Below are 21,290 nucleotides of genomic sequence, written 5' to 3' on the forward strand. Positions count from 1 at the left end.
AAGGTTCATCACCCCGCGACCGGATAACTCCCCAGCCACTTCACCATCGTGCAAAATTGCTTCAGCTCCGTGATCGCTTCACGCATCGCCGGATCGTCGTGATGCCCTGCCACATCGAGGAAGAAATAGTAATCCCACGCCCGCCGCTTGCTCGGCCGCGATTCGATCTTCGACAAATTGATCCCGCGATCCGCCAGCGGCTTCAGCATCTTCAAAAGCGCGCCCGAATTCGCCGCGTCTTCATCACCGAGCGAGATCAACAGGCTCGTCATATCACGCCCGTTGCCGACCGGCCCCGACGGCTTTTTTCCGATGACGAAAAACCGCGTCGTATTGTTCGCCTTGTCCTGAATGCCCTTCGCCACCACCGGCACGCCATAGTGCGTCGCGGCGATTTCCGGCGCCACGCCCGCCGCGCCTTCCTCATCGCGCGCGATCTGCACCGACCGCGCGGTGCTCGCCGTATCGATCAACTGCGCGTGCGGTAAATGCCGCTGCAGCCACATGCGGCACTGCGCGAGCGCCTGATCCTTCGAGTAAACCTTCGTGATCTTCTCCAGCGGCGATTTCGAGATCAACGTGTACGAGATCTCCAGATAAAGCTGCGCGACGATCTTCAGATCCGATCCGACAAACTGATCCAGCGCATCGCGCACCGACCCTTCCGTCGAGTTCTCAATCGGGATGATCCCGTAATCCGCTTCGCCCTTCTCCACCGCCGTGAAAATGTCCGCAAACGTCGAGAACGCGTGATAGTTAACGCTCGCTCCGAATTTCTTAAGCGCCGCCTGATGACTGTTCGTCGCCTCCGGCCCGAGATACGCGATGAGCAATGGCTGCTCCAACGCGATGGCCGCCGACATGATCTCACGATAGATAGCGCGCAGCGCGTCATCCTTGATCGGTCCTTGGTTCAGCCCGGTAACTTTGCGGAAAACCGCGTCTTCACGCTCGGCAACATAGATCTGCCCACCCGAGCCGCGCTTCGCTTTCCCAATCTCGGCGGCAACCGCCAGACGTTGGTTGAGCAGCTCCACGATCTGCTGGTCAAGCGCATCGATCTTCTCGCGAAAAGGTGTGAGGTCCATGACGTGCGTCGTTTGGCTGATTAAACAGGTTTCTCTTCCGACTCATCTGCCGCCGCCGCTTCATCCGCATCACTCGCGTCTTCTGACGCAGCCTCAGAGACCACAGTTTCCACTGAGGATTCAACAGACTCTTCCGCCGACTCCGACATCGCATCCTGCGAGTGATCGTGATGCTCCACCGACACCGCTTCGAGATTGGGCGAATCACCTTCGCCCTCCTCCAACGGCAGTCCCATCTCCGCATCCGTCGGCGTCTTGGGATTGATCGCGTTCTTCATCCACTCGTCGATCTGCCGCGGCGACAACACGTCCGACGCCGGCAACTCCACGAGCGATTTCACACCGACAAAATCCAAAAACTTGTCCGTCGTCCCATACTGCAACGGACGTCCCGGCAAATCCGCGCGCCCCGTGATATAAACGAGCTCGCGCTCCATCAACTTGTTCAACCCCGCCTCCGCCGACACACCACGAATCGCCTCCAGCTCCGTGCGCGTCACCGGCTGACGGTACGCCACGATCGCGAGCGTCTCGAGCGCCGACTGCGTCAACTTCACCGGCGCAGGCTCATCACGCTGGATACGAATCCACCGCGCGAAACGCGGATGCGTCACGATGCGAAATCCCGTCGGTCCCTCGATCAGCAGATAAATATCGTTCGCCACGCGCAGCTCTTCTCCGATCGCCGCCATCGCCTCGCGAATCTGCGTCGCCGTGATCAGCGATGGCACATCCTGATAAAGCTCCGCGTCCTTTTCTTCCGGCGAAACCACGGCAACCTCAGTCGCCTCCACCGAGCCCGCCGTAGCCTCTGGCATCTGGCTTCCGGCTTCCAGCTTCTCTTCCCCGCCAGTCTCCGCAGTCGCTGCGCTCTCAGTTTCGCCTTCGTTCACCACCGGCAAAACCGCCTGGTCATGAAAGCGCGCGAAGACCGCCTGAACGTCCTTAACCGAAAGCGGCTGGCTCGAAGAAAAGAGCAGCGCCTTGAGCACTTTTTGCAGATTGAAAGCCATGCGGTAAAGCCGGTCAGTGAATGCGGCGCGCTCCCGGTGAAGCAACCCCAATTTCCCCGCTTCCCATCTTCCTCCTCCAATCCTGTTAGTCCCTCTTAATCCTGTCCAAAAATTCCGACCTCCTCCGCTCCGCCACTTCCTCTCTGCATCTTCCGCTTCCGCCCCTCCGCGCCTCCGCGATCCCCCTTCCTCAGCCTCCGCGATCCACACAGCATCCGCTCCTTTCCTCCCGCCACTGTTTCGGTCCGCCCCGCTTTCAATTCTTGCCCGCCTCGCCCGCGTTTGGTGTCGTTCGCCCTTCTTTCCATGAGCAACACCAAGCCCGCTGATCCCCTGCGCCCCCACTCGTCCGTCGTCGTTGACGGCAACGACCGTGCCCCCGCCCGCTCCATGCTCCGCGCCGTCGGCTTCACCGACGAGGACTTCAAGAAACCCCAGATCGCCGTCGCCTCTTCCGCGAGCAACATGACGCCCTGCAACGTCCACCTCGGCGACCTCAGCGAGCACGCGCAAAAAGGCATCAACGCCGCCGGCGGCAAAGCAGTTTATTTCAACACCATCACCGTCACCGACGGCATCAGCATGGGAACGCAGGGCATGAGATACTCGCTCGTCTCCCGCGACGTCATCGCCGACTCCATCGAGACCGCTGTCGCCGCCGAGGGTTTCGACGGCCTCGTCGCCATCGGTGGCTGCGACAAAAACATGCCCGGTTGCATGATGGCCATCGCCCGCCTCAACCGCCCCGCCGTCTTCATCTACGGCGGCAGCATTCTCCCCGGCTTCACCCCCGGCGACTGCGACCACAAGAAGCCTCTCGACATCGTCTCCGTCTTCGAAGCCGTCGGCAAACACGCCAAAGGCGAGATCGACGACAAGGGCCTGCGCGACGTCGAGGCCAGCGCCATCCCCGGCCCCGGCTCCTGCGGCGGCATGTACACCGCCAACACCATGGCCACCGCCATCGAGGCGCTCGGCATGAGCCTCCCCAACAGCAGCGCCCAACTCGCCGTCGGCAAAGAGAAACGCGAAGACTGCGAACGCGCCGGCGCCGCCGTCATGGCCATGCTCAAGAAAGGCACCAAACCCCGCGACATCCTCACACGAAAAGCCTTCGAAAATTCCATCACCGTCTGCCTCGCGCTCGGCGGTTCGACCAATCTCATCCTCCACCTCCTCGCCATCGCGCACTCCGCCGAAGTCCCGCTCACCCTCGCCGACTTCAAAACCATCGGCGACCGCGTCCCGCTCCTCGCCGACGTGAAACCATTCGGCAAATACGGCATGGCCCACCTCATCCGCATCGGCGGCATCCGCCCGATGATGAAGATCCTCCTCGATCGCGGCCTCCTCCACGGCGACGTCCTCACCGTCACCGGCGAGACCATGGCCGAGTCCCTCAAGGACGTTCAACCCTACCCGTCCTACCCCGACCAGCAGGACGTCATCCGCCCCTGGGACCAGCCCATCAAGAAAGACACCCACCTCCGCGTGCTCCACGGCAACCTCGCCCCCGGCGGCGCCGTCGGCAAAATCACCGGCAAGGAAGGCCTCTACTTCAAAGGCCCCGCCAAGGTTTACGAGAGCGAGGAAGACGCGCTCCAAGGCGTCCTCCGTGGCGATGTCGTCAAAGGCGACGTCGTCGTCATCCGCAACGAAGGCCCGGTCGGAGGCCCCGGCATGAGAGAAATGCTTTCGCCCACCAGCGCCATCGCCGGCCGCGGCCTCATCAAAGACGTCGCCCTCATCACCGACGGCCGCTTCTCCGGCGGCTCGCACGGTTTCGACGTCGGCCACATCACCCCCGAAGCCGCGAAAGGCGGCCCCATCGGCATCGTGCGCAACGGCGACCTCATCGAAATCGACGCCGTCAAAAACACCATGAGCCTCCTCATCCCCGACGCCGAATACGCCTCGCGTCTAGCCGCCTACAAACCGCTACCACCCAAAGAAACCCGCGGCGTCCTCGCGAAATACGCCAGACTCGTCGCCACCGCCTCCGAAGGCGCGGTCACCGACAAGTACCTCTGAGGTAGGGCGCGTTAGCCCTAACGCGCCGGTTCGACGTCGAAAACCTCACACGTCGATATTCCCCCGCCCTTCAGGCGCCGCCCAGCAGCGGCGCCTTTTTCTTTCCAATCATCAACACCGCGATGCGTCGCTCGTCCCGCTCATCTTCCCGTGGAGGACTGCACTTCGTCGCCGCCGTGTATTCGGAAATCCACTCAAGTCTCGATCCACCCGGCCGATAAACATCCCGGGCACATGGACGTGTCCTGGCGTCGCGCCATCCGCGACCAACCTCTCCAATCATGACGATTCACAGCTCCCAGCGCGCCACACCGCGCACCGCATAATTTTCACACCTGTTCGCGAAACACGGTGTGCCCACGCTCACCCTTTGGAGCAGCCCGGTAATAAATCCGCTGCGCAGTTCGGCTTCGCCCAGCCGCGCCACCGACTTCGCACCAGCGCGCTCACGCAAACCCGCGCCTGGCCTCCCGCTGTCCAAATCTATTCTGCGAACACCACCTCCATTTTCGATCTTTCCACTCCTTCCAACTAAACCGCCCAACCACCGGCCCGACGGACGCCAACCGCCATGAGCCTAGTCATCAACACCAACACCGCCGCCACTCTCGCGAGCTCCAATCTCGCGAGCTCCAACGCCCTGCTCTCCCGCAGCCTCAACCGGCTCTCCAGTGGCAGCAAAATCGTGAACCCCGCCGACGACGCCGGCGGACTCGCCGTCTCGATGAAACAAAGCGCCGCGGTGAAACGCCTCGCCGCGATCAACACGAATCTCGGCAACACCACGTCCTTCCTCCAGACGCAGGACGGCGTCCTTAAAGTCGCCGGCAAAATTCTCGAACGCATCGGCGAACTCAAAACGCTCAACGGCGACGTCACCAAAAACGCGTCCGACCTCGCCAACTACAACACCGAGTTCACTGCGCTGAAAAACCAGCTCACCTCGCTCGCCACCGAAAAATTCAACGGAGTCTCCCTCTTCGGCACCAGCTCCCTGAGCGTGCAAACCGCCGACGACGTCACCGCCACGATGTCCGTCGCCGCGATCGACCTCCTCGGCGGCGCCCCCGGCACACCCGTCACGATCAATTTCAACACCAACTCCACCGTCACTCCTTTCAGCCCCTCCGGCCCCGGCACGCTCACTGCCACCGGTGCCTCGCTCGTTTTCACCGGCGGCGGCGGCTGGGGCGATATTATCGGCGATCTCTACGCCGGCCAGTCCGTGGCCTACGACGGAGCTGGCGGTTGGAGTTCTCTTAGCTCAGGCGCCATCTCAGGAACCAGCGTCAACATCGACGACAACAACCTCGGCGGCACCGCCACCTTCACGCCCGCAGCCGCCTCCGCCACCAACACCGGCAACGTCGCCAACGCCGGCTCCCTCTCCGCCCTCTCGCTCACCACCATCACCGGCGCGCTCCAGGACATCGCCACCCATCGCGCCGCCAACGGCGCCCAGCAAAGCCGCGTCTCTTTCGCCTCCGAACTTCTCGCCACCAACAAAGCCAACCTCGAAGCCTCCGTCAGCCGCATCGTGGATGTGGATGTCGCCCAGGAATCCACCCAGCTCGCCCGTTACAACACACTCGTTCAGGCCGGCACCGCCATGCTCGCCCAAGCCAACCAAAGCTCCCAAAGCGCACTCCGCCTCCTCAGCTAAAAAAACACTCGTAACCATTCCTCCACCCCTAAAGCGCCGCCAATCAAGCGGCGCTTTTTCATTCCCCAAAATCATCCAGCCTGCACCTGCCTGAAACCGCGTGGGCGCAGCCTTTACGCGGACCCCAATCCCGTTCATCCCATCCAACGGTAACTTTCATCCACGCCCGCCGCTTTTTTCTCCGCAACCCCCGCCTCACCCGTTACCCATCGAAACCTTTCATCCCTCTCTCTCACCACCATGTCTTCCTGGAATCGCTTCAAAAAGTACTACTACCAAAACGCCGCGCTCGGCCTGTCCCTCGACATCAGCCGCATCCCTTTCCCGGATGACTTCCTCGCCTCGAAAGAAGGCGCCATCCAGAAAGCCTTCGCTGATATGGGCGCGCTCGAAAAAGGCGCTATCTCCAATCCCGATGAGCAACGCATGGTCGGCCACTACTGGCTCCGCGCTCCGCAGCTCGCCCCGACCAAAGACCTGAGCAACGAAATCTCCAGCACGCTCAACTCGATCAAAGACTTCGCCGCCAAGGTTCACTCCGGCGCGATCAAAGCCCCCGGCGGTGCGAAATTCACGCACGTCCTCGTCATCGGTATCGGCGGCTCCGCCCTCGGCCCCCAATTCGTCAACCACGCCCTCGGCCAGCCCGGCATCGACAAGATGGCCGTCACCTTCTTCGACAACACCGACCCCGACGGCATCGACTACGTCCTCGGCACCCTCTCCGGCCACCTCGCCACCACGCTCGCCATCGTCATCTCGAAATCTGGCGGCACCGCAGAAACGCGCAACGGCCAGCTCGAAGCCGCCGCCGCCTTCAAAGCCGCCGGTCTCGACTACACCAAACACTACGTCGCCGTCACCGGCGCCGGCTCGAAACTCGAACAGACCGCCATCAAAGAAAACTGGATCGCCCGTTTCCCGATGTGGGACTGGGTCGGCGGCCGCACCTCCGAACTCTGCGCCGTCGGCCTCCTCCCCGCCGCTCTCCAAGGTCTCGACATCCAGGCCATGCTCGATGGCGCCGCCGCGATCGACGTCGTCACGCGCTCAACGAAAACCTCCGAAAACCCCGCCGCTCTCCTCGCCCTCATGTGGTACTACGCCACCAACGGCGTCGGCGCGAAAGACATGGTCGTCCTCCCGTACAAAGACCGCCTCCTCCTCTTCTCCCGCTACCTCCAGCAACTCGTCATGGAGTCTCTCGGCAAGGAGCTCGATCTCAACGGCAAGGTCGTCAACCAAGGCATCGCCGTCTACGGCAACAAGGGCTCGACCGACCAGCACGCCTACGTGCAACAGCTCCGCGAGGGCGTGAACAACTTCTTCGTCACCTTCATCGAGGTCCTCAAAGACCGCTCCGGCAAATCCCTCGAAGTCGAACCCGGCATCACCGCCGGCGACTACCTCCAAGGCTTCTACCTCGGCACCCGCGACGCCCTTAGCGAAAAAGACCGCAGCTCCGTCACCATCACGCTGCCCGATGTCTCCGCCCGCACGATCGGCATCCTCATCGGCCTCTACGAACGCGTCGTCGGCTTCTACGCCTCGCTCGTCGGCATCAACGCCTACCACCAGCCCGGTGTCGAAGCCGGCAAGAAAGCCGCCGGCGGCGTCATCGCCCTCAAACTCAAACTCGACGCCGCACTCAAATCCGCCGCCGGCAAACCCCAGACCGCCGAAGCCCTCGCCACCTCAGTCGGCGGCAACCCCGAGCTCACCTTCAAGATCCTCGAACACCTCGCCGCCAACGGCTCCGTCAAAAAGACCCCCGCCGCGAACGTCTTCGACTCCACCTACAGCGCCTAACTTCTCCGACTTCCGTTTCCGTTGTAGGGCTCGACCTCGCGTCGAGCCTTCCGACTTTCGCCCGGCGGCGCTTCACCAGCGCCGCCTTTTTCATACCCGCATTCCACCTTCCTCCCATAGGTCCTATAACTCACAGAAGACCCATACGCCCTATTCCCTCCCGCAACCCGCTCCCCTTCGCTCCGACCTTTGCGTCTTAGCGTCTTCGCGCTTCACTTAACCATCGCCCGCGTTCAGCCCCAAAAAAATCCGAAACCTTGCCACCGCCCGCGCTGTCCGTTCAGTTCACCCAACATCATGAAGCTGCAAAAACTTTTGCTCGTCCTCCTCACCGCTGCGCTCGGCGCGATCCTCACCGGTTGCACCACCAAGACCGCCCGCGACTCATCGATCCCTTGGTCCCGCCCCGCCAGCTGGGAAGGCGGCATCCCCGGCATGGGCAACCCCGAAGCCGGTCGCTAAACTTCCTCACATCTCCCCTTTCCAATCCGGCCGCATCTCGCAGCCGGATTTTTTGCGCCCAAAAACTCCCCTGGCCAGACGCCCTCCGTGTCGCCCGCCTCCCCCACCCGCATGGCGAAGCGTTTACTCGTTCCCTCCGTCATCCATTCCCATCTGTGTAATCTGTGGTTAAAAATTTCCCTCCGAAAAATTCGCGTCCATTGGCGTCCATTCGCGGTTGAAAAAAATCCCTGCACCCCGCCCACACCTGCGGCCGCGTGGCGAAGCCTTTACGCGGTTCCCATCCTGTTCATCCTGTAAATCCTGTCCAAAATTCCGAAGCCGATGACCGCGCCAACTCCCGCCTCAACCACTGCTCTCGCGCCTGCGCCCACCAACGCCTCTCTCACGCCCCTCCCCGGTCATCTCTACGTCGTCGCCACCCCCATCGGCAACCTCGCCGACCTCACCGAACGCGCCCGCGCCATCCTCGCCGCCGTCGATCTCGTCGCCTGCGAAGACACCCGCACCACCGGCGGACTCCTCACCCGCCTCGGTCTTCACAAGCCTCTCATCGCCTACCACGACCACAACGAAACTGACGCCGCCGAACACCTCTCCGCACAACTTGCCGCCGGCAAATCCATCGCCCTCGTTTCCGACGCCGGCACTCCGGCGATCAGTGACCCCGGCTTCCGTCTCGTCCGCGCCTGCCGCCGCAAAAACCTCCCCGTCGTCCCCGTCCCCGGCCCCTGCGCCCTCGCCGCCATCCTCAGCGCCTCCGGCCTCCCCACCAACGGCTTTCTCTTCGCCGGTTTCCTCCCCGCCAAAACCGCCGCCCGCACCGCCTTCCTCGAAAAGTACCGGGATTTCGACTACACCCTCGCCCTCTACGAAAGCTGCCACCGCATCGATAAGTTCGCCGACGAGATCCTCGCCACGCTAGGCCCCGACCGCGTCATCTGCATCGCGAAAGAAATCACCAAACTCCACGAAACCTTCCTCGTCGGCACCGCGAGCGACGTCCACGCCCGCCTCGCCAAAACCTCCCTCAAAGGCGAATTCGCCCTCCTCATCGCCCCACCTGATTTTGTGCTCTGAAGATAAGTCCTATAGGCCCCATGAGACCTATAAGACATATCCTTCCATTTCCTAAACTCCGCGCCCTCCGCGTCTCCGCGGTTAATTCAAACTCCGAACTCCGACTTCCTCGCCCCCTCCGTTTCCAGCCTTCCTGAGTTCCATATTATTCTTTCCGATTCATGCCTTCCGTCTCTCCCACCGTCGCCATCCTCGATATCGGCTCCAACTCCATCAAAATCCTGATCGCCCGCCGCGACCCCGCCACCGGCCAGCTCACCGCCGAGAAATACAAAACCCTCGACGCCCGCATCTCCACCGGCATCTCCAAAGCCAACCCCCGCCTCACCGAAGACGCCATGACCCGCGGCCTCGCCGCTATCCAGGAACTCCTCGCCGACGCCGCGCCCTTCTCTCCCGCGAAAATCATCCTCGTCGCCACCAGTGCCGTCCGTGACGCCGCCAATGGCTCCGACTTCCGCGCCCGCGTCCTCGCCGCCACCGGCCACCCCATCCGCATCCTCTCGGGCGACGAAGAAGCCGCCCTCATCGGCCGCGGCCTCACCTGCGATCCCGCGCTCGCCCACCTCCGCGACTTCTACGTCTTCGACCTCGGCGGCGGCTCCCTCGAATGCCTCGCCTTCCGCGACCGCCAGATCACCCAGGCCGTCAGCCTCCAGCTCGGCTGCGTCCGTCTCACCGAACGCTTCATCGCCGATCCCGCACAACCGCTCTCACCCGAAACCATCGCCCGCATCGCCGCCCACACCCGCGACACCCTTGACGTTTCCGGCTTCCGCTTCGACCTCCCGCCCACCGCCGCCACCATCGGCACCGGCGGCACCGTCACCACCGCCCGCACCATCCTCGGCCAGCGCGCGGGCAAAGAACTCGCCGACACCGACACCTTCGTATCCACCGCCCAACTCCGCGAACTCCTCGACTTCACCGGCCAGCAACCCCTCGCCACCCGCCGCGAAATCCCCGGCCTACCCCCCGCCCGCGCCGACGTCTTCCCCACCGCCCTCATCACACTCCTCGCCCTCACCGACCTCGGCCACTTCCCCGGCCTCCACAACTCCCTCTACAACCTCCGCTGGGGCCTCGCCGCCGACGCCCTCTCGCCCTGACTCCCCCTGGAGGGACGACCTCCGTGTCGTCCATGTCCCATCTCCTCCCCTGAACTTCCCCGAAGAAACCGAACTTAACGAAGCCCAGCCTCCTCCCGCCCAATCGCGACTCTCCTGTACTTTCCGTGTCCGCGCTCCGTGCCCTCTGTGACAAAATCCGAACTCCGAAATTCCGATTCCGGATTCCTCTTCTTCAGTGCCTGTCAGTGTGCATCAGTGGTTAAATTTCCGTCGTTCGTCCTTCCGCATCCTCCCTCCAAATTCCCGCCCCCCGGGCCATACGCTCCCTCATGACACCCCTACCATTCTTCATCGCCCTCCTCCTCGCCCTCAGCCTCCCGGCCTTCAGCTCCGCCACCGAACAACCACGTGCGCAAAGCCTCTCCACGCCGCCCCTCCGCGCCCTCCTCATCACCGGCGGCTGCTGTCACGACTACGCCACCCAAACCCAGCACCTCACCGCCGCCGTCGCCAAAATCGCCCCCGCCACCGAGTGGACCATCGTCCACGAAGGCGGCACCGGCACCCGCGCCGAACTCCCCCTCTACGACAACCCCGACTGGGCCAGCCCCTACGACGTCATCGTTCACAACGAGTGCTTCGCCGACACCGCCACCCCCGACTACATCCGCAAAATCACCGCCGCCCACCGCGCCGGCAAACCCGCCGTCGTCATTCACTGCGCCATGCACAGCTACCGCGCCGCGCAAATCGACGACTGGCGCGAATTCCTCGGCGTCACCAGCCGCCGCCACGACCACCAATCCCGTTACCTCGTCCACGCCGTCGAGCCCACCCACCCCGCGCTGAAAAAATTCCCCGCGTCCGCCCCCTGGGTCACCCCGCTCGACGAACTCTACATCATCGAAAAACTCTGGCCCACCGCCCGTGCCCTCGCCGTTTCCAAAAGCGAAAAAGACGGCGCCGACCACCCCGTCATCTGGACCAACGACTACCACGGCACCCGCGTCTTCGGCACCACCTTCGGCCACGGCAACGCGACATGGGAAGACCCCGTCTTCCAAACCCTCCTTGCCCACGGCCTCCTCTGGGCCGCCGGTCGCGAGAACTGATACCGTTAGATCAGGGGGCAGCCTCTGATCAAATCGTCGAGCAAGGGCTCAGTCCGCGTAATTAAAATACTGCGCCATCCCCGACGGCCGGCGCACGCGCACAAGTTCTCCCACCTGCGATGTCTCCACGTGATAGACCAGCTTTTCGATGAACCGCGGCGTCAGCACCACGCCACTCATGAACATCGGAACTTCGCTCACTTCTCTCGACGGAAACTGCTCCGCCAGCACATCCAGCTCACGAAGCGCGCCTGGCGCCAGCTCCAGAGCCGGACACTCATGCATCGCAAGGATCAACTGCACCGCCTCGCCCTCGATCACCAGGTCGTAGGATTTGCTCTCAGGCGGCAGCGGAGGGAACGCACTGCTCGTCTCCACTTTCACCGTACGCGACATCAACGGATGCTGCACACCCCCGCTCCGCCGCTCCAGCGTACGCATGAACCCCATCATGATCGCACGCGCGATCTCCGCCAAAAAATACCGGTGTTCCACCTCGCTCGTCGCCTTGCGATCCAGCGCCTTCCCGAAAAGCGCGGTCAACGTCGTCCCCTTTAACGCCACCATGATGTCCAGCCACGCGTTGTCGTTCCCCAGCAGCAGCCCGCCCCACGCGCAATAATCGCACGACTTCAGGCTCAACGGCTCCGCACCGTTGCGCACCTTCGCCGCTTCGAGCACCAGACGCATTTCCATCAACGTCGCCGAAAGCAAAAACCGGATCTCCTGATTCGAAAAATCCGTCGGCTTGATCTCTTTCTTGCCCGGCGCTGAAGCCACCGCCGCCTTCGCCGCCTGCACCGGCGCATCCGCCACCTTCTGCTTCACGCTGATTTCCCCCAGCAGCTGGCTGCGCTGGGCGTGAACCTCAAACGCCTCCGCCTTCTTCTGCAGCTCGCGCTGATACTCGAGCGTCCGCTGCGCCACGCGCAACCGCGCCTGCAGCTCCGCGACATTAAACGGCTTTGAAACAAAATCGTCCGCGCCGATATCCAGCCCCGAAGCCGCGTCAGCTTTCTCCTTCTTCGATGTTAGAAACAAAATATACGGCCGCACCCTCAGAGCGGCCGCGCGCAATTTTTTGCATACCGCGAGGCCGTCCATATCCGGCAGCATCCAGTCGAGGATCACCAACGATGGCGCATCCGGGGCCAGCGCAGCCTCGCACCCTTTTTGCCCGTCGGAATGAATCACCGGCTCGAACCCGGATTTCTCCAGCAGGAGCTTCATGATTTTCTGCGTCGACGGATCGTCGTCGATGACGAGGGCTTTCATCGCGGGTTGGGGAGTGGGGGCATCGCAGCTGCGTCAGGCGTACTGCTAACCTCGCATCATCGGTCCGTCCAAGGCCTTCTTGAGAAGAAACTCAGAAACCAACCTCGGCTTCGCTCACTCCGCCACGACCCACCGCAACTTGCCCGCCCCGCCTGGTGCCACCGCGAGCCGCTTCGCCAGCACCTCCAGCACCGGCGCGATCTCACGATCAATCTGCCACGGCGGATTGATGACCAGCAGTCCGCAACCCTTGAGCTTCACCGGCGCATCCTCGCCCGCGATCGTCAGCTCCGCCGCGAAACACGGCGGCGGCCTCAACGCCTCCAGCTTGAATAAAAACTCATCCACCCGCGCGCGTTCGGTCAGCGGATACCACACCGCAAACGTCGCCGCCGGCATCCGGCGCAATCCCTCGCCCAGCGCCTCCACGACCTGCCCAAACTCGTTCTGCGCCTCGAACGGCGGATCGATCAGCACCAGCGCCCGCTTCTCCAGCGGCGGCAGCATCGCGCGCACCGCCGTGTAGCCATCCATCGCGTGAACCGTCACGCGCCGCTTGTGCGAAAACTCCTCCGTCAAAAACGCCGCCTCCTCCGGGTGCTTCTCGCACAACGCCAGCCGGTCCTGCTCCCGCGCCGCCGCCTCGAAAATCCACGGCGACCCCGGATAAGCCCGCAATTCCAGCGCCGGTTCCCCGGCCTCGCCACCAGCCACCGGCTGCCCGTCAAACGCCCGCACCACCCGCACGTATTCAGCAATCGGAGCCAGCAGCTCCGCACCGTCCGCGCCCAGCAACCGCCCGATCCCATCCGGATGCTCCGCCTTCCGCGCCAGCGAATCCCCCAGCCCCGCCGCCGCCAGATCGTACCGCCCCCGCCCCGCGTGCGTGTCTAGATAGAAAAAACCCTTCTCCTTCCGCTGCATCCCGCGCGCGAGCTGCAGCAGCAACACATGCTTCATCACATCCGCGAAATTCCCCGCATGGAACTGATGCCGGTAATTCATGCTGCCTAAAATCCGCTCACTCTGCGCCGCAGATCTTTTTCACCGGATCACCGGCACCTTGATCACCGTCTTGTGCAACAGCGCCGGCGAGCTCACCGCCAGCGAAGGCATGTGCCCGTCCACCGGAAAAAACACCGCCGCCTCCCCCGCGCCCAGCCGCAGCACCGAAGCCGCTCCAAACATCTGATACTTGATCAAGTCCTTCCCCGGCGTGAAATCCTCGCCCACCGTCAGCTTCGCCACATCCGCGACCTCCATCAGCTCCTCGCCGCTCACGATCACCTGCACGTCGATGTACGCGCGGTGCGACTCGAAAAATCCCTGCGCGCGCTCCTTCGTCAGATACGCCTGCTCCAGCGCGAACGCCCCGCCGCTCAGCTCCACCCGCTCCGTCTTCCCCGCCGCCACCGCCAGGATGCGCTTCATCCCGGCGCTTCCCGGAGCCAGCACCTCGTCGAGATAAGCAAACGCCGCTTGGAAATGAGCCGCGTGCGCGAGCTGCGCACGGACCGTTGCGATGGAGCCAAATAAAGCCATGCGCGCACAACAGCCGCCCGCCCCCGCCCACGCAAGCCGCGCGATGCCGTCTTTTCACAACAACTCCATCCTCCCCAAAACCTCCTCAGCATCCCTGCCCATCCGTGCCATCTGTGGTTAAAATATCTGTCCTTCCCCGTATCCTCCCCCACGAAACTCCGCCCTCCCGGCTCAACCTCTTTTTCGAATTCAGCCTCTTTCCGGATAAGTGTTCCTAAGCGCTCATCAGTGGTTAAAAAACTCCGCATCGCTCCCGTGCTCACCCGCATCCTCTCCGACCTCCACTTCGACGACGCCACCAGTCAGGTCCGCTCGCTCGCCATGCTCCGCCCGTTGATCGACGGCGCCGACCGCATCATCGTCAACGGCGACGCCCTCGACTCCCAGGTCACCGCCCGCGGCCCCGAACTCATCCGCGAGGTGAAAACATTCTTCGCCGCCCACACCCCCGAAGCCCTCTTCATCGCGGGCAATCACGACCCCGACATCTCCTCCGTCAACGAACTCCTCCTGGCAGGCGGCCAGATCTGGCTCACCCACGGCGATGTGTTTTTTGAATACCTCGCCCCCTGGAGCCCCAGCCTCCCCGAGTACCGACGCCGCATCCACGCCCTCCGCGATCACCTCCCCCCCGTCGAACGCGACCGCCTCGACACCCGCTACCGCATCCTCCGCGCCGTCAGCATCGGCCTCCCCCCCGAACACGACCCCGCCGACCGCAGCCCCACCCACCAGCTCGCCCGCCTCGCCCGCATCATGGTCAACCCCCGCCGCCCCCTCTCCATGATCCACGCCTGGCTCACCTCGCCCCGCACCGCCGCAACCATGGCTGCGCAACATCACCCGTCCGCCCGCTTCGTCATCTTCGGCCACATCCACCACCCCGGCGTCTGGAAAAAAAGCCGCCACATCGTCATCAACACCGGCTCCTTCACCCCGCCCCGCGGCGCCCTCATGGTCGAGTTCGACGAAAACAACCTCCGCGTCCGACGCATCGACCGCCGCTCCTCCGCATTTCATCCCGGACGCATCATCGCCGAGTTTCCGCTGGCCCCAGCGCCCGCCGCCCCATAAACCGCCCGCCATGAGTATGGAGTTCGGTTGGTGGTCCAAAGACGACGAAGGCAAATATCAGATCCACGTCTGCATCCACGGCGGCAACGTCGAGTGGACGCGCAAAAACGGCCACTGGCAGTCGTGGGACAAATACCCGCCCACCGAAGACGACTGGGATAAACTCATGGGCGAAGCCGCCCGCCGCGTCCCCCGCCGCCTCATTTCCCCCAAACAATACGACGCCCTGAAAGTCCTCCGCGACAGCTTCTCCGGCAACCACACCACGCCCAAAAAAGGCCATAAGATAAAAGAGTAGCCCGGCTGCGCCGACGTCCCTGTCGGCTCCGCTTCCGCCCTGGAGGGACGACCTCCGTGTCGTCCGTCTTTGCCTCCTCCTCCGATAGAGGCGCGACGCCCCGTCGCGCATAACCGGCGTCCACCGCAGGCCAACTCCCGCATTCCAACGTAGCCGCGTTACTTAAAACGCGGTTTCCGACTTCGGTACACACCTCGTCCGGCTCGCGCACTGCGCCCCATCCGAATCGATACTCATCCCGATCCCTTTCAATCTTCACCCTTCACTTTTCACTCTTCACCACCCGCCCCCAGATAAACCGGAACGCCCGCGCAAACTCCCCCGGCCGCTCCGCCACCGCCCGAGTCACATCTTCGACCGCCCACCACTCCCCGCGCTCGATCTCCGCTGGATGCAGTGAAAACGGCCCCGCCGACTCCGTCCGGTAAACGCGCACAAATTCCCACCCCGTGTCCGCCGTCGCGGTCAGCCGCAGCACCTCCGTCAACGCCTCCGGCCCGCTCACGCGCAGCCCGATCTCCTCACCCAGTTCACGCACCGCCGCGACCGCGTAATCCTCACCCGCGTCCAGATGCCCTGAGCACGACGAATCCCACCGCCCCGGAGCCGTATCCTTCGCCATCGAACGCTTCTGCAAAAAAACCTTCGCGCTCCCGCCTGACTCGAAAACCAGCACATGCACCGCCCGGTGCCACAGCCCCTTCGCATGCACCTCGCGCCGCGTCGCCTGCCCGACTACCACGTCATTCGCGTCGACCACGTCGAACACCTCGTCCCCCCGCTGCGCCGGGCCCGTCTGATCTCCAAATCCGTGCGCCTGCTGACGCGTCTCGTCTGATTGCATGTTTGTCTTGTCGCTCCGTTGAAAAACGTGCCCCTTCGTTATCCAAAACCGCCCGCCGCACCATGCCAAAAATTGACGTCAACAAGGTCGCCGAAATCCTCAAAAACAACGAGGTCGATCCCAAGCTCCTCCGCCAGATCGTCGAGGAGATGAACATCCTCACCCAGGCCGAGGCCAATGAGGAAAAACCACCCGCCATCAAAAAACAGTGGGCCATCCTCATCTCCGACCCCGACGGCCACCTCCCCGAACACGACTTCGTCGGCTGGGTCATGCAAATCCCCGAAGACGACTCCGTCGCCACCACCCAGGACCGCATCTTCAAAGGCGTTTACGAGTACAACGCCACCCGCAAAGGCCGCCTCAACCCCGCCAAAACCATCGGCGAAGCGATGGAGTACATCCCCGCCAAACATTTCAAAGAGGCCGATCTCTGGATCAAAACCAAGACCCCCGTCCTCATGCTCCGCACCGACAACGAGATTCCCAAAGACGAATCCCACGGCAACCGCGGCCGCAAGTCCTCCTGACCCGGGAGCGCCGACGCCCCCATCGGCCTTTCCGCTGTAGGCGGGGTGCCCCCACCCCGCTTTCAACACCACTCGCCCCTCCGCGTGAACTCCACCCAACACGCCACCCTGGGAACGCCGACGTCCCCGTCGGCTCCGTGCCTCGATGGGAGCGCCGGCCTCTGGCCGGCTTCCGCTTCCTCAAGTCCTCGCGTCCGACATTCGGCCTTCGTCATTCGGCTTTCAGATGTCCGCCCAATCCTGTCCATCCTGTTAATCCTGTCCAAAAAACTGTGCCTCCGACCTTCGTCATTCGGCCTTCAGCCTTCGGACTTACCCACTCTCCTCCTCGCCCTCACCGCCCTCCTCCTCACCCCCGCCTGCAAACCCTCCACCCCGTCCCCCGCTTCTGCCTCAGCCCCCGCGTCGCCAGCCGCCCACTACACCTACACCATCGTCGCCACCTACCCGCACGACCCCGAAGCCTTCACCCAAGGCCTCCAGTACATTGGCAACAACACCCTCCTCGAAGGCACCGGCCTCCCCGGCAAATCCTCCCTCCGCCGCGTCGATCTCGCCACCGGCAACGTCCTCAAACGCGTCAATCTCCCCGCCCCCTACTTCGGCGAAGGCATCACCGTCCTCGGCGACCGCATCTACCAGCTCACCTGGCAGCACCAAAAAGGTTTCATCTACGATCTCACCACCTTCGCTCCCGTCGGCAACTTCGCCTACACCGGGGAAGGCTGGGGCCTCACCACCGACGGCCACTCTCTCATTCTCAGCGACGGCACCGCCACCATCCGTTTCCTCAACCCCGACACCTTCGCCGTCACCCGCACCATCGACGTCACCCTCGACGGCCGCCCCATCCCCCGCCTCAACGAGCTCGAATACATCGAAGGCGAGATCGTCGCCAACATCTGGCAGACCCACACCATCGTCCGCATCGATCCCGCGACCGGACGTGTCACCGGCGTGATCGACCTCACCGGCATCCTCCCCGCCGCCGAACACCGCCCCGACACCGACGTCCTCAACGGCATCGCCTACGACCCCGCCACCAAACGCCTCTTCGTCACCGGCAAAAACTGGCCCCGCCTCTTCGAAATAAAACTCCTCCCCAAATCCTAAATTCTCCCGTCTTCCTTCCCTGCAGGGCCTGCGATCCGCCAAGCCTGAGCGAAACCTTCCGCCCCGCCTAACAACATCCCTTCCGAATCCGTGCCCATCCGTGCCATCTGTGGTTAAAACGCCCTCGTCTTCCTCCGCGCTCTCCGCGCCTCCGCGTTAAAAATTTCGACACCTCCGAATCCGAGCCATCCGTAGTTAAAAATCCGTCCTCCGCCTTCCAGCCTTCCTGAGTTCCATATTCCCTCCACGCTCACCGCACACTCGCGCCCCCTTTCACTCTTCACCCTTCCCTCTTCACTCTTCCTCCGCCCGTGCCCACGCCCGCCATCCTCCTCTACGCCGATTCCCACAACGCCGACGTCCTCTACTTCGGCCGCGTCCACGTGCCCGACGCCTTCATCGCCATCGCCCACGGCAAAAAGAAAATCGCCGTCATCAACGCCCTCGAATTCGGCCGCGTCAAAAAATCCTCCGCCTTCACCGACGTCCTCCCGCTCGAAAAATACCTCGCCGCCGCCCGCGAGAAAGCCCCCGGCCAGAAAGTCGGCGCCGCCGAAGTCATCGCCCTCGTCGCCCGCGAATTCGGCATAAAGACCTTCGTCATCCCCGAAGATTTCCCCGCCGGCCTCGCCAACCGCCTCACCGGCCTCGACGTCACCCTCGAACTCGCCGACGGCCCCATCTTCCCGGCGCGCGAAATCAAAACCTCCGACGAAGCCGCCGCCATCCGCGAGGGCAACCGCTGCTCCGCCCTCGGCATCGCCGCCGCCGAAGCCGTTCTCCGCGCCAGCAAGATCGTGTCCGGGAAACTCCACTACCGCGGCGCCTCGCTCACGTCCGAACGCCTCAAGTTTGCCATCGAAACTGCCTGTCTCGAAGCCGGCGCCCTCTCGATCGACACCATCGCCGCCGGCGGCGATCAAGCCTGCGACCCGCACGACCGAGGCTCCGGCCCGCTTCGCGCCCACGAGCTCATCATCGTCGACGTCTTCCCCCGCGTTCAAGCCACCGGCTACCACGGCGACATGACCCGCACCTTCCTCAAAGGCCGCGCCTCCGACGCCCAGCGCTCGCTCGTCGCCGCCGTTCGCGAAGCCCAGAAAGCCGCCCTCAAAAAAATCCGCGCCGGCATCAACGGCCGCACCGTCCACCAGCAGTGCCTCGATGTCTTCGCCAAGCGCGGCTACGAAACCAAACGCACCGACCACGGCTCCGTCGGCTTCTTCCACGGCACCGGCCACGGCCTCGGCCTCGCGATCCACGAAACGCCCCGCGTCAGCACCGTGGACTACAAACTCAAAGCCGGCTCCGTCGTCACCGTCGAACCCGGCCTCTATTATCCGGGTCTCGGCGGCTGCCGCATCGAAGACGTCGTCCAAGTCACGAGCACCGGCGCCAAACTCCTCTCCTCCGCCCCCTACGACTGGGAACTCAAATAATTCCTCCCTTATCGGGACGCTCGCCGTGTCGTCCGCCTTCCTCACTCCGACATCAGTGTCCCTCAGTGCCCATCAGTGGTTAAAAAATCCGCCATTTCTCCCCCTCCGAACTCCGCGCCTCGGCCAATTCCGCTCCCCTCTTAACCCTGTCCAAAAACTCCCCGATCCCCTCCGCCATCCTTCCGCATCCGTGTAATCTGTGGTTAAAAAAATCCGCCCTTCCTCCCCCCCGACTTCCAGCCTTCCCGAGTTCCACATTCACTCCTCTACGTCTTCCTCGCCCCCCTTTCACTCTTCACGCTTCAATCTTCGGCCTTCGTGATTCGACCTTCTGATTTTCCCCGCATGATCTCCGTCCCCGCCGCCCGCGCCCTCCTCAAAAAAATCGCCGACGTCCGCGTCCTCGTCATCGGCGACATCATGCTCGACCACTATATCTGGGGCGACGCCACCCGCATCTCCCCCGAAGCCCCCGTACCTGTCGTGGACATCGCGCGCGACACCTACACCGCCGGCGGCGCAGCCAACGTCGCCCTCAACATCGCCGCCCTCGGCGCCCGCTGCACCGTCGCCGGCCGCTTCGCCGACGACGAAGCCGGCACGCACCTCTCCAAAATTCTGGCCGACAAAAAAATCGCCACCATCTCCACACCCGGAACCGGAACCACCATCCGCAAAACCCGCGTCCTCGTCCAACACCAGCAACTTTGCCGCCTCGATCGCGAGTCCGCCCCCGCCGCCTACCGCATCGATCCCGTCGCCGTCGAAAAACTCTTCGCCAAAGCCATCGCCTCGCACGACGCCATCATCCTCTCCGACTACGCCAAAGGCCTCCTCACCGACGACCTCGTCGCCACCGTCACCCGCCTCGCCCGCGCCGCCGGCAAATTCATCGCCCTCGACCCCAAACCCAAACGCGCCCTCGCCTTCGCCGACCTCGATCTCATCACGCCGAACCGCAAAGAAGCCCTCCAGCTCGCCGGCATCGAGCCTGACCCACACAACCCGTTCCCGGCCGAAAAAGTCTGCGCCCGCCTCCACGAGCTCTACCGCACGCACCACCTCGTCATCACCATGAGCGAAGACGGCATGTTGCTCTCGACCGACGGCAAAATCGGCAAAGTCATCCCCACCGCCGCCCGCGAAGTCTTCGATGTTTCCGGCGCCGGCGACACCGCCCTCGCATCCCTCGTCGTCGCCCTCACCGCAGGCGCGAAGATCGAGACCGCCGCCAACTTCTCCAACGCCGCTTCCGGCGTCGTCGTCGGCAAACTCGGCACCGCTACCGTCACCCCCGACGAGCTCCTCGCCTACATCAAAAAATAATCTTCCGCCTTTCGCTCATTTTCCTGCACGCTGCACCTTCACTTTATGAAACTCGTCCTCCCCCTTCTCGCCCTCGCCCTCCTTGCCGGCTGCATCACGCCGCAAGTAACACAGAGCGCCGGGAAACTCGTCACCCCCGCGACCGCCGTCGGCCGCAACCCCAGCTGGACGCCCACCGCTGAGGAAATCGCCGCCATCGAAAAAGACATCGCCGTCCTCCTCGCCAACCCCGACCAGCGTGTCTTCGGCCTCGGCCAGACCCTCCCCCCGCATCCCTTTTCCGAGTACATCGCCCGCTTCACCGCCGCCGGCCCCCTCGACAACAAATTCATCATGGGTCTCGCCGCGATCCCATCCACCGTCCCCCGCGATGAATTCCTCGCCGCCTCCACCAGCGACGCCCACGCCGTGGAGATCTCCAAAGCCCCGCAGAACTTCCAATTCATCTATAACCTGAAGCAAAAGCACCTCGTCGAAATCCGCTTCAACAAACAACCCGCCCAGCCCTGATCGCCTCGCGT

The 21,290-nt window shown here is 63.4% G+C and carries 20 protein-coding genes; 14 read left to right on the forward strand and 6 right to left on the reverse strand.

Annotated features, from left to right (window positions below; genetic code table 11):
- Positions 1 to 8: 8 nt before the first annotated feature.
- Both pheA and scpB read right to left on the reverse strand, forming a co-directional pair.
- Positions 9 to 1,088, reverse strand: a complete 1,080-nt coding sequence (gene pheA / locus CMV30_RS01820) for a prephenate dehydratase (protein WP_096054438.1) — start codon at positions 1,086 to 1,088, stop codon at positions 9 to 11.
- 20 nt (positions 1,089 to 1,108) lie between these two features.
- Positions 1,109 to 2,101 carry an SMC-Scp complex subunit ScpB gene (scpB, locus tag CMV30_RS01825; RefSeq protein WP_096057563.1) on the reverse strand — a complete coding sequence of 331 codons (993 nt, stop codon included), beginning with the start codon at positions 2,099 to 2,101 and terminating at the stop codon, positions 1,109 to 1,111.
- 306 nt (positions 2,102 to 2,407) lie between these two features.
- On the opposite strand from scpB, the gene ilvD reads away from it, so the two are divergent.
- From ilvD to CMV30_RS01860, 7 genes are all read left to right on the forward strand, one after another.
- On the forward strand, positions 2,408 to 4,132 hold the full coding sequence (gene ilvD / locus CMV30_RS01830) for a dihydroxy-acid dehydratase (protein WP_096057564.1): 1,725 nt from the start codon (positions 2,408 to 2,410) through the stop codon (positions 4,130 to 4,132).
- Positions 4,133 to 4,703: 571 nt separating this feature from the next.
- Positions 4,704 to 5,795: a flagellin N-terminal helical domain-containing protein gene (locus tag CMV30_RS20125; RefSeq protein ID WP_245844372.1), complete on the forward strand. Its 1,092-nt coding sequence runs from the start codon at positions 4,704 to 4,706 to the stop codon at positions 5,793 to 5,795.
- Between the two features lie 240 nt (positions 5,796 to 6,035).
- A complete protein-coding gene (locus CMV30_RS01840; protein ID WP_096054439.1) occupies positions 6,036 to 7,604 on the forward strand; it encodes a glucose-6-phosphate isomerase in 1,569 nt (522 codons plus the stop codon).
- Positions 7,605 to 7,901: 297 nt separating this feature from the next.
- A complete protein-coding gene (locus CMV30_RS19705; protein WP_175414679.1) occupies positions 7,902 to 8,066 on the forward strand; it encodes a hypothetical protein in 165 nt (54 codons plus the stop codon).
- 324 nt (positions 8,067 to 8,390) lie between these two features.
- Positions 8,391 to 9,146, forward strand: a complete 756-nt coding sequence (rsmI, locus tag CMV30_RS01850; RefSeq protein ID WP_096054441.1) for a 16S rRNA (cytidine(1402)-2'-O)-methyltransferase — start codon at positions 8,391 to 8,393, stop codon at positions 9,144 to 9,146.
- Positions 9,147 to 9,307: 161 nt separating this feature from the next.
- A complete protein-coding gene (locus tag CMV30_RS01855) occupies positions 9,308 to 10,255 on the forward strand; it encodes a Ppx/GppA phosphatase family protein (RefSeq protein ID WP_096054442.1) in 948 nt (315 codons plus the stop codon).
- 290 nt (positions 10,256 to 10,545) lie between these two features.
- Positions 10,546 to 11,328 carry a ThuA domain-containing protein gene (locus CMV30_RS01860; RefSeq protein ID WP_096054443.1) on the forward strand — a complete coding sequence of 261 codons (783 nt, stop codon included), beginning with the start codon at positions 10,546 to 10,548 and terminating at the stop codon, positions 11,326 to 11,328.
- 48 nt (positions 11,329 to 11,376) lie between these two features.
- On the opposite strand, the gene CMV30_RS01865 is transcribed toward CMV30_RS01860, so the two are convergent.
- The 3 genes from CMV30_RS01865 to CMV30_RS01875 form a co-directional block, all read right to left on the reverse strand.
- Positions 11,377 to 12,603, reverse strand: coding sequence for a response regulator transcription factor (locus CMV30_RS01865; RefSeq protein ID WP_096054444.1), 1,227 nt, complete (start codon positions 12,601 to 12,603; stop codon positions 11,377 to 11,379).
- 114 nt (positions 12,604 to 12,717) lie between these two features.
- Positions 12,718 to 13,608, reverse strand: a complete 891-nt coding sequence (locus CMV30_RS01870) for a 23S rRNA (adenine(2030)-N(6))-methyltransferase RlmJ (RefSeq protein WP_096054445.1) — start codon at positions 13,606 to 13,608, stop codon at positions 12,718 to 12,720.
- Positions 13,609 to 13,647: 39 nt separating this feature from the next.
- On the reverse strand, positions 13,648 to 14,145 hold the full coding sequence (locus tag CMV30_RS01875; protein WP_096054446.1) for a NanQ anomerase/TabA/YiaL family protein: 498 nt from the start codon (positions 14,143 to 14,145) through the stop codon (positions 13,648 to 13,650).
- Between the two features lie 255 nt (positions 14,146 to 14,400).
- Between CMV30_RS01875 and CMV30_RS01880 the strand changes: the two genes are divergently transcribed.
- Positions 14,401 to 15,219 carry a metallophosphoesterase family protein gene (locus CMV30_RS01880; protein WP_175414692.1) on the forward strand — a complete coding sequence of 273 codons (819 nt, stop codon included), beginning with the start codon at positions 14,401 to 14,403 and terminating at the stop codon, positions 15,217 to 15,219.
- A 10-nt stretch (positions 15,220 to 15,229) separates the two neighbouring features.
- On the forward strand, positions 15,230 to 15,517 hold the full coding sequence (locus CMV30_RS01885) for a hypothetical protein (protein ID WP_096054448.1): 288 nt from the start codon (positions 15,230 to 15,232) through the stop codon (positions 15,515 to 15,517).
- A 262-nt stretch (positions 15,518 to 15,779) separates the two neighbouring features.
- On the opposite strand, the gene CMV30_RS01890 is transcribed toward CMV30_RS01885, so the two are convergent.
- Positions 15,780 to 16,361 (reverse strand): NUDIX hydrolase, encoded by a 582-nt coding sequence (locus CMV30_RS01890; RefSeq protein WP_096054449.1) that lies wholly within the window; start codon positions 16,359 to 16,361, stop codon positions 15,780 to 15,782.
- Between the two features lie 62 nt (positions 16,362 to 16,423).
- Between CMV30_RS01890 and CMV30_RS01895 the strand changes: the two genes are divergently transcribed.
- The 5 genes from CMV30_RS01895 to CMV30_RS01915 all read left to right on the forward strand — a co-directional run bounded on the left by CMV30_RS01895 (position 16,424) and on the right by CMV30_RS01915 (position 21,279).
- Positions 16,424 to 16,891: a hypothetical protein gene (locus CMV30_RS01895; protein ID WP_096057566.1), complete on the forward strand. Its 468-nt coding sequence runs from the start codon at positions 16,424 to 16,426 to the stop codon at positions 16,889 to 16,891.
- An 84-nt stretch (positions 16,892 to 16,975) separates the two neighbouring features.
- Positions 16,976 to 18,004, forward strand: a complete 1,029-nt coding sequence (locus tag CMV30_RS01900; RefSeq protein ID WP_217494441.1) for a glutaminyl-peptide cyclotransferase — start codon at positions 16,976 to 16,978, stop codon at positions 18,002 to 18,004.
- A gap of 311 nt (positions 18,005 to 18,315) precedes the next feature.
- Complete coding sequence (locus tag CMV30_RS01905) at positions 18,316 to 19,443, forward strand: M24 family metallopeptidase (RefSeq protein WP_096054450.1); 1,128 nt, start codon at positions 18,316 to 18,318, stop codon at positions 19,441 to 19,443.
- Between the two features lie 345 nt (positions 19,444 to 19,788).
- The gene (locus CMV30_RS01910) at positions 19,789 to 20,769 is read left to right on the forward strand and encodes a bifunctional heptose 7-phosphate kinase/heptose 1-phosphate adenyltransferase (RefSeq protein WP_096054451.1); all 981 of its coding nucleotides are present in this window, start codon (positions 19,789 to 19,791) and stop codon (positions 20,767 to 20,769) included.
- A 45-nt stretch (positions 20,770 to 20,814) separates the two neighbouring features.
- Positions 20,815 to 21,279 carry a hypothetical protein gene (locus CMV30_RS01915; RefSeq protein ID WP_096054452.1) on the forward strand — a complete coding sequence of 155 codons (465 nt, stop codon included), beginning with the start codon at positions 20,815 to 20,817 and terminating at the stop codon, positions 21,277 to 21,279.
- Positions 21,280 to 21,290: the final 11 nt, after the last annotated feature.

It is taken from the genome of Nibricoccus aquaticus, assembly GCF_002310495.1.
Lineage (GTDB): Bacteria > Verrucomicrobiota > Verrucomicrobiia > Opitutales > Opitutaceae > Nibricoccus > Nibricoccus aquaticus.

What these genes read in the sequence shown, in the direction of transcription:
- CMV30_RS01895 (WP_096057566.1), top strand. Translation starts at nt 16,424, where the DNA reads ATGCCAAAAATTGACGTCAACAAGGTCGCCGAAATCCTCAAAAACAAC.
- CMV30_RS01860 (WP_096054443.1), top strand. Translation starts at nt 10,546, where the DNA reads ATGACACCCCTACCATTCTTCATCGCCCTCCTCCTCGCCCTCAGCCTC.
- scpB (WP_096057563.1), bottom strand. Translation starts at nt 2,101, where the DNA reads ATGGCTTTCAATCTGCAAAAAGTGCTCAAGGCGCTGCTCTTTTCTTCG.
- ilvD (WP_096057564.1), top strand. Translation starts at nt 2,408, where the DNA reads ATGAGCAACACCAAGCCCGCTGATCCCCTGCGCCCCCACTCGTCCGTC.
- CMV30_RS01865 (WP_096054444.1), bottom strand. Translation starts at nt 12,603, where the DNA reads ATGAAAGCCCTCGTCATCGACGACGATCCGTCGACGCAGAAAATCATG.
- CMV30_RS20125 (WP_245844372.1), top strand. Translation starts at nt 4,704, where the DNA reads ATGAGCCTAGTCATCAACACCAACACCGCCGCCACTCTCGCGAGCTCC.
- CMV30_RS01855 (WP_096054442.1), top strand. Translation starts at nt 9,308, where the DNA reads ATGCCTTCCGTCTCTCCCACCGTCGCCATCCTCGATATCGGCTCCAAC.
- CMV30_RS19705 (WP_175414679.1), top strand. Translation starts at nt 7,902, where the DNA reads ATGAAGCTGCAAAAACTTTTGCTCGTCCTCCTCACCGCTGCGCTCGGC.
- CMV30_RS01840 (WP_096054439.1), top strand. Translation starts at nt 6,036, where the DNA reads ATGTCTTCCTGGAATCGCTTCAAAAAGTACTACTACCAAAACGCCGCG.
- CMV30_RS01910 (WP_096054451.1), top strand. Translation starts at nt 19,789, where the DNA reads ATGATCTCCGTCCCCGCCGCCCGCGCCCTCCTCAAAAAAATCGCCGAC.
- CMV30_RS01875 (WP_096054446.1), bottom strand. Translation starts at nt 14,145, where the DNA reads ATGGCTTTATTTGGCTCCATCGCAACGGTCCGTGCGCAGCTCGCGCAC.
- pheA (WP_096054438.1), bottom strand. Translation starts at nt 1,088, where the DNA reads ATGGACCTCACACCTTTTCGCGAGAAGATCGATGCGCTTGACCAGCAG.
- CMV30_RS01870 (WP_096054445.1), bottom strand. Translation starts at nt 13,608, where the DNA reads ATGAATTACCGGCATCAGTTCCATGCGGGGAATTTCGCGGATGTGATG.
- CMV30_RS01915 (WP_096054452.1), top strand. Translation starts at nt 20,815, where the DNA reads ATGAAACTCGTCCTCCCCCTTCTCGCCCTCGCCCTCCTTGCCGGCTGC.
- rsmI (WP_096054441.1), top strand. Translation starts at nt 8,391, where the DNA reads ATGACCGCGCCAACTCCCGCCTCAACCACTGCTCTCGCGCCTGCGCCC.
- CMV30_RS01885 (WP_096054448.1), top strand. Translation starts at nt 15,230, where the DNA reads ATGAGTATGGAGTTCGGTTGGTGGTCCAAAGACGACGAAGGCAAATAT.
- CMV30_RS01890 (WP_096054449.1), bottom strand. Translation starts at nt 16,361, where the DNA reads ATGCAATCAGACGAGACGCGTCAGCAGGCGCACGGATTTGGAGATCAG.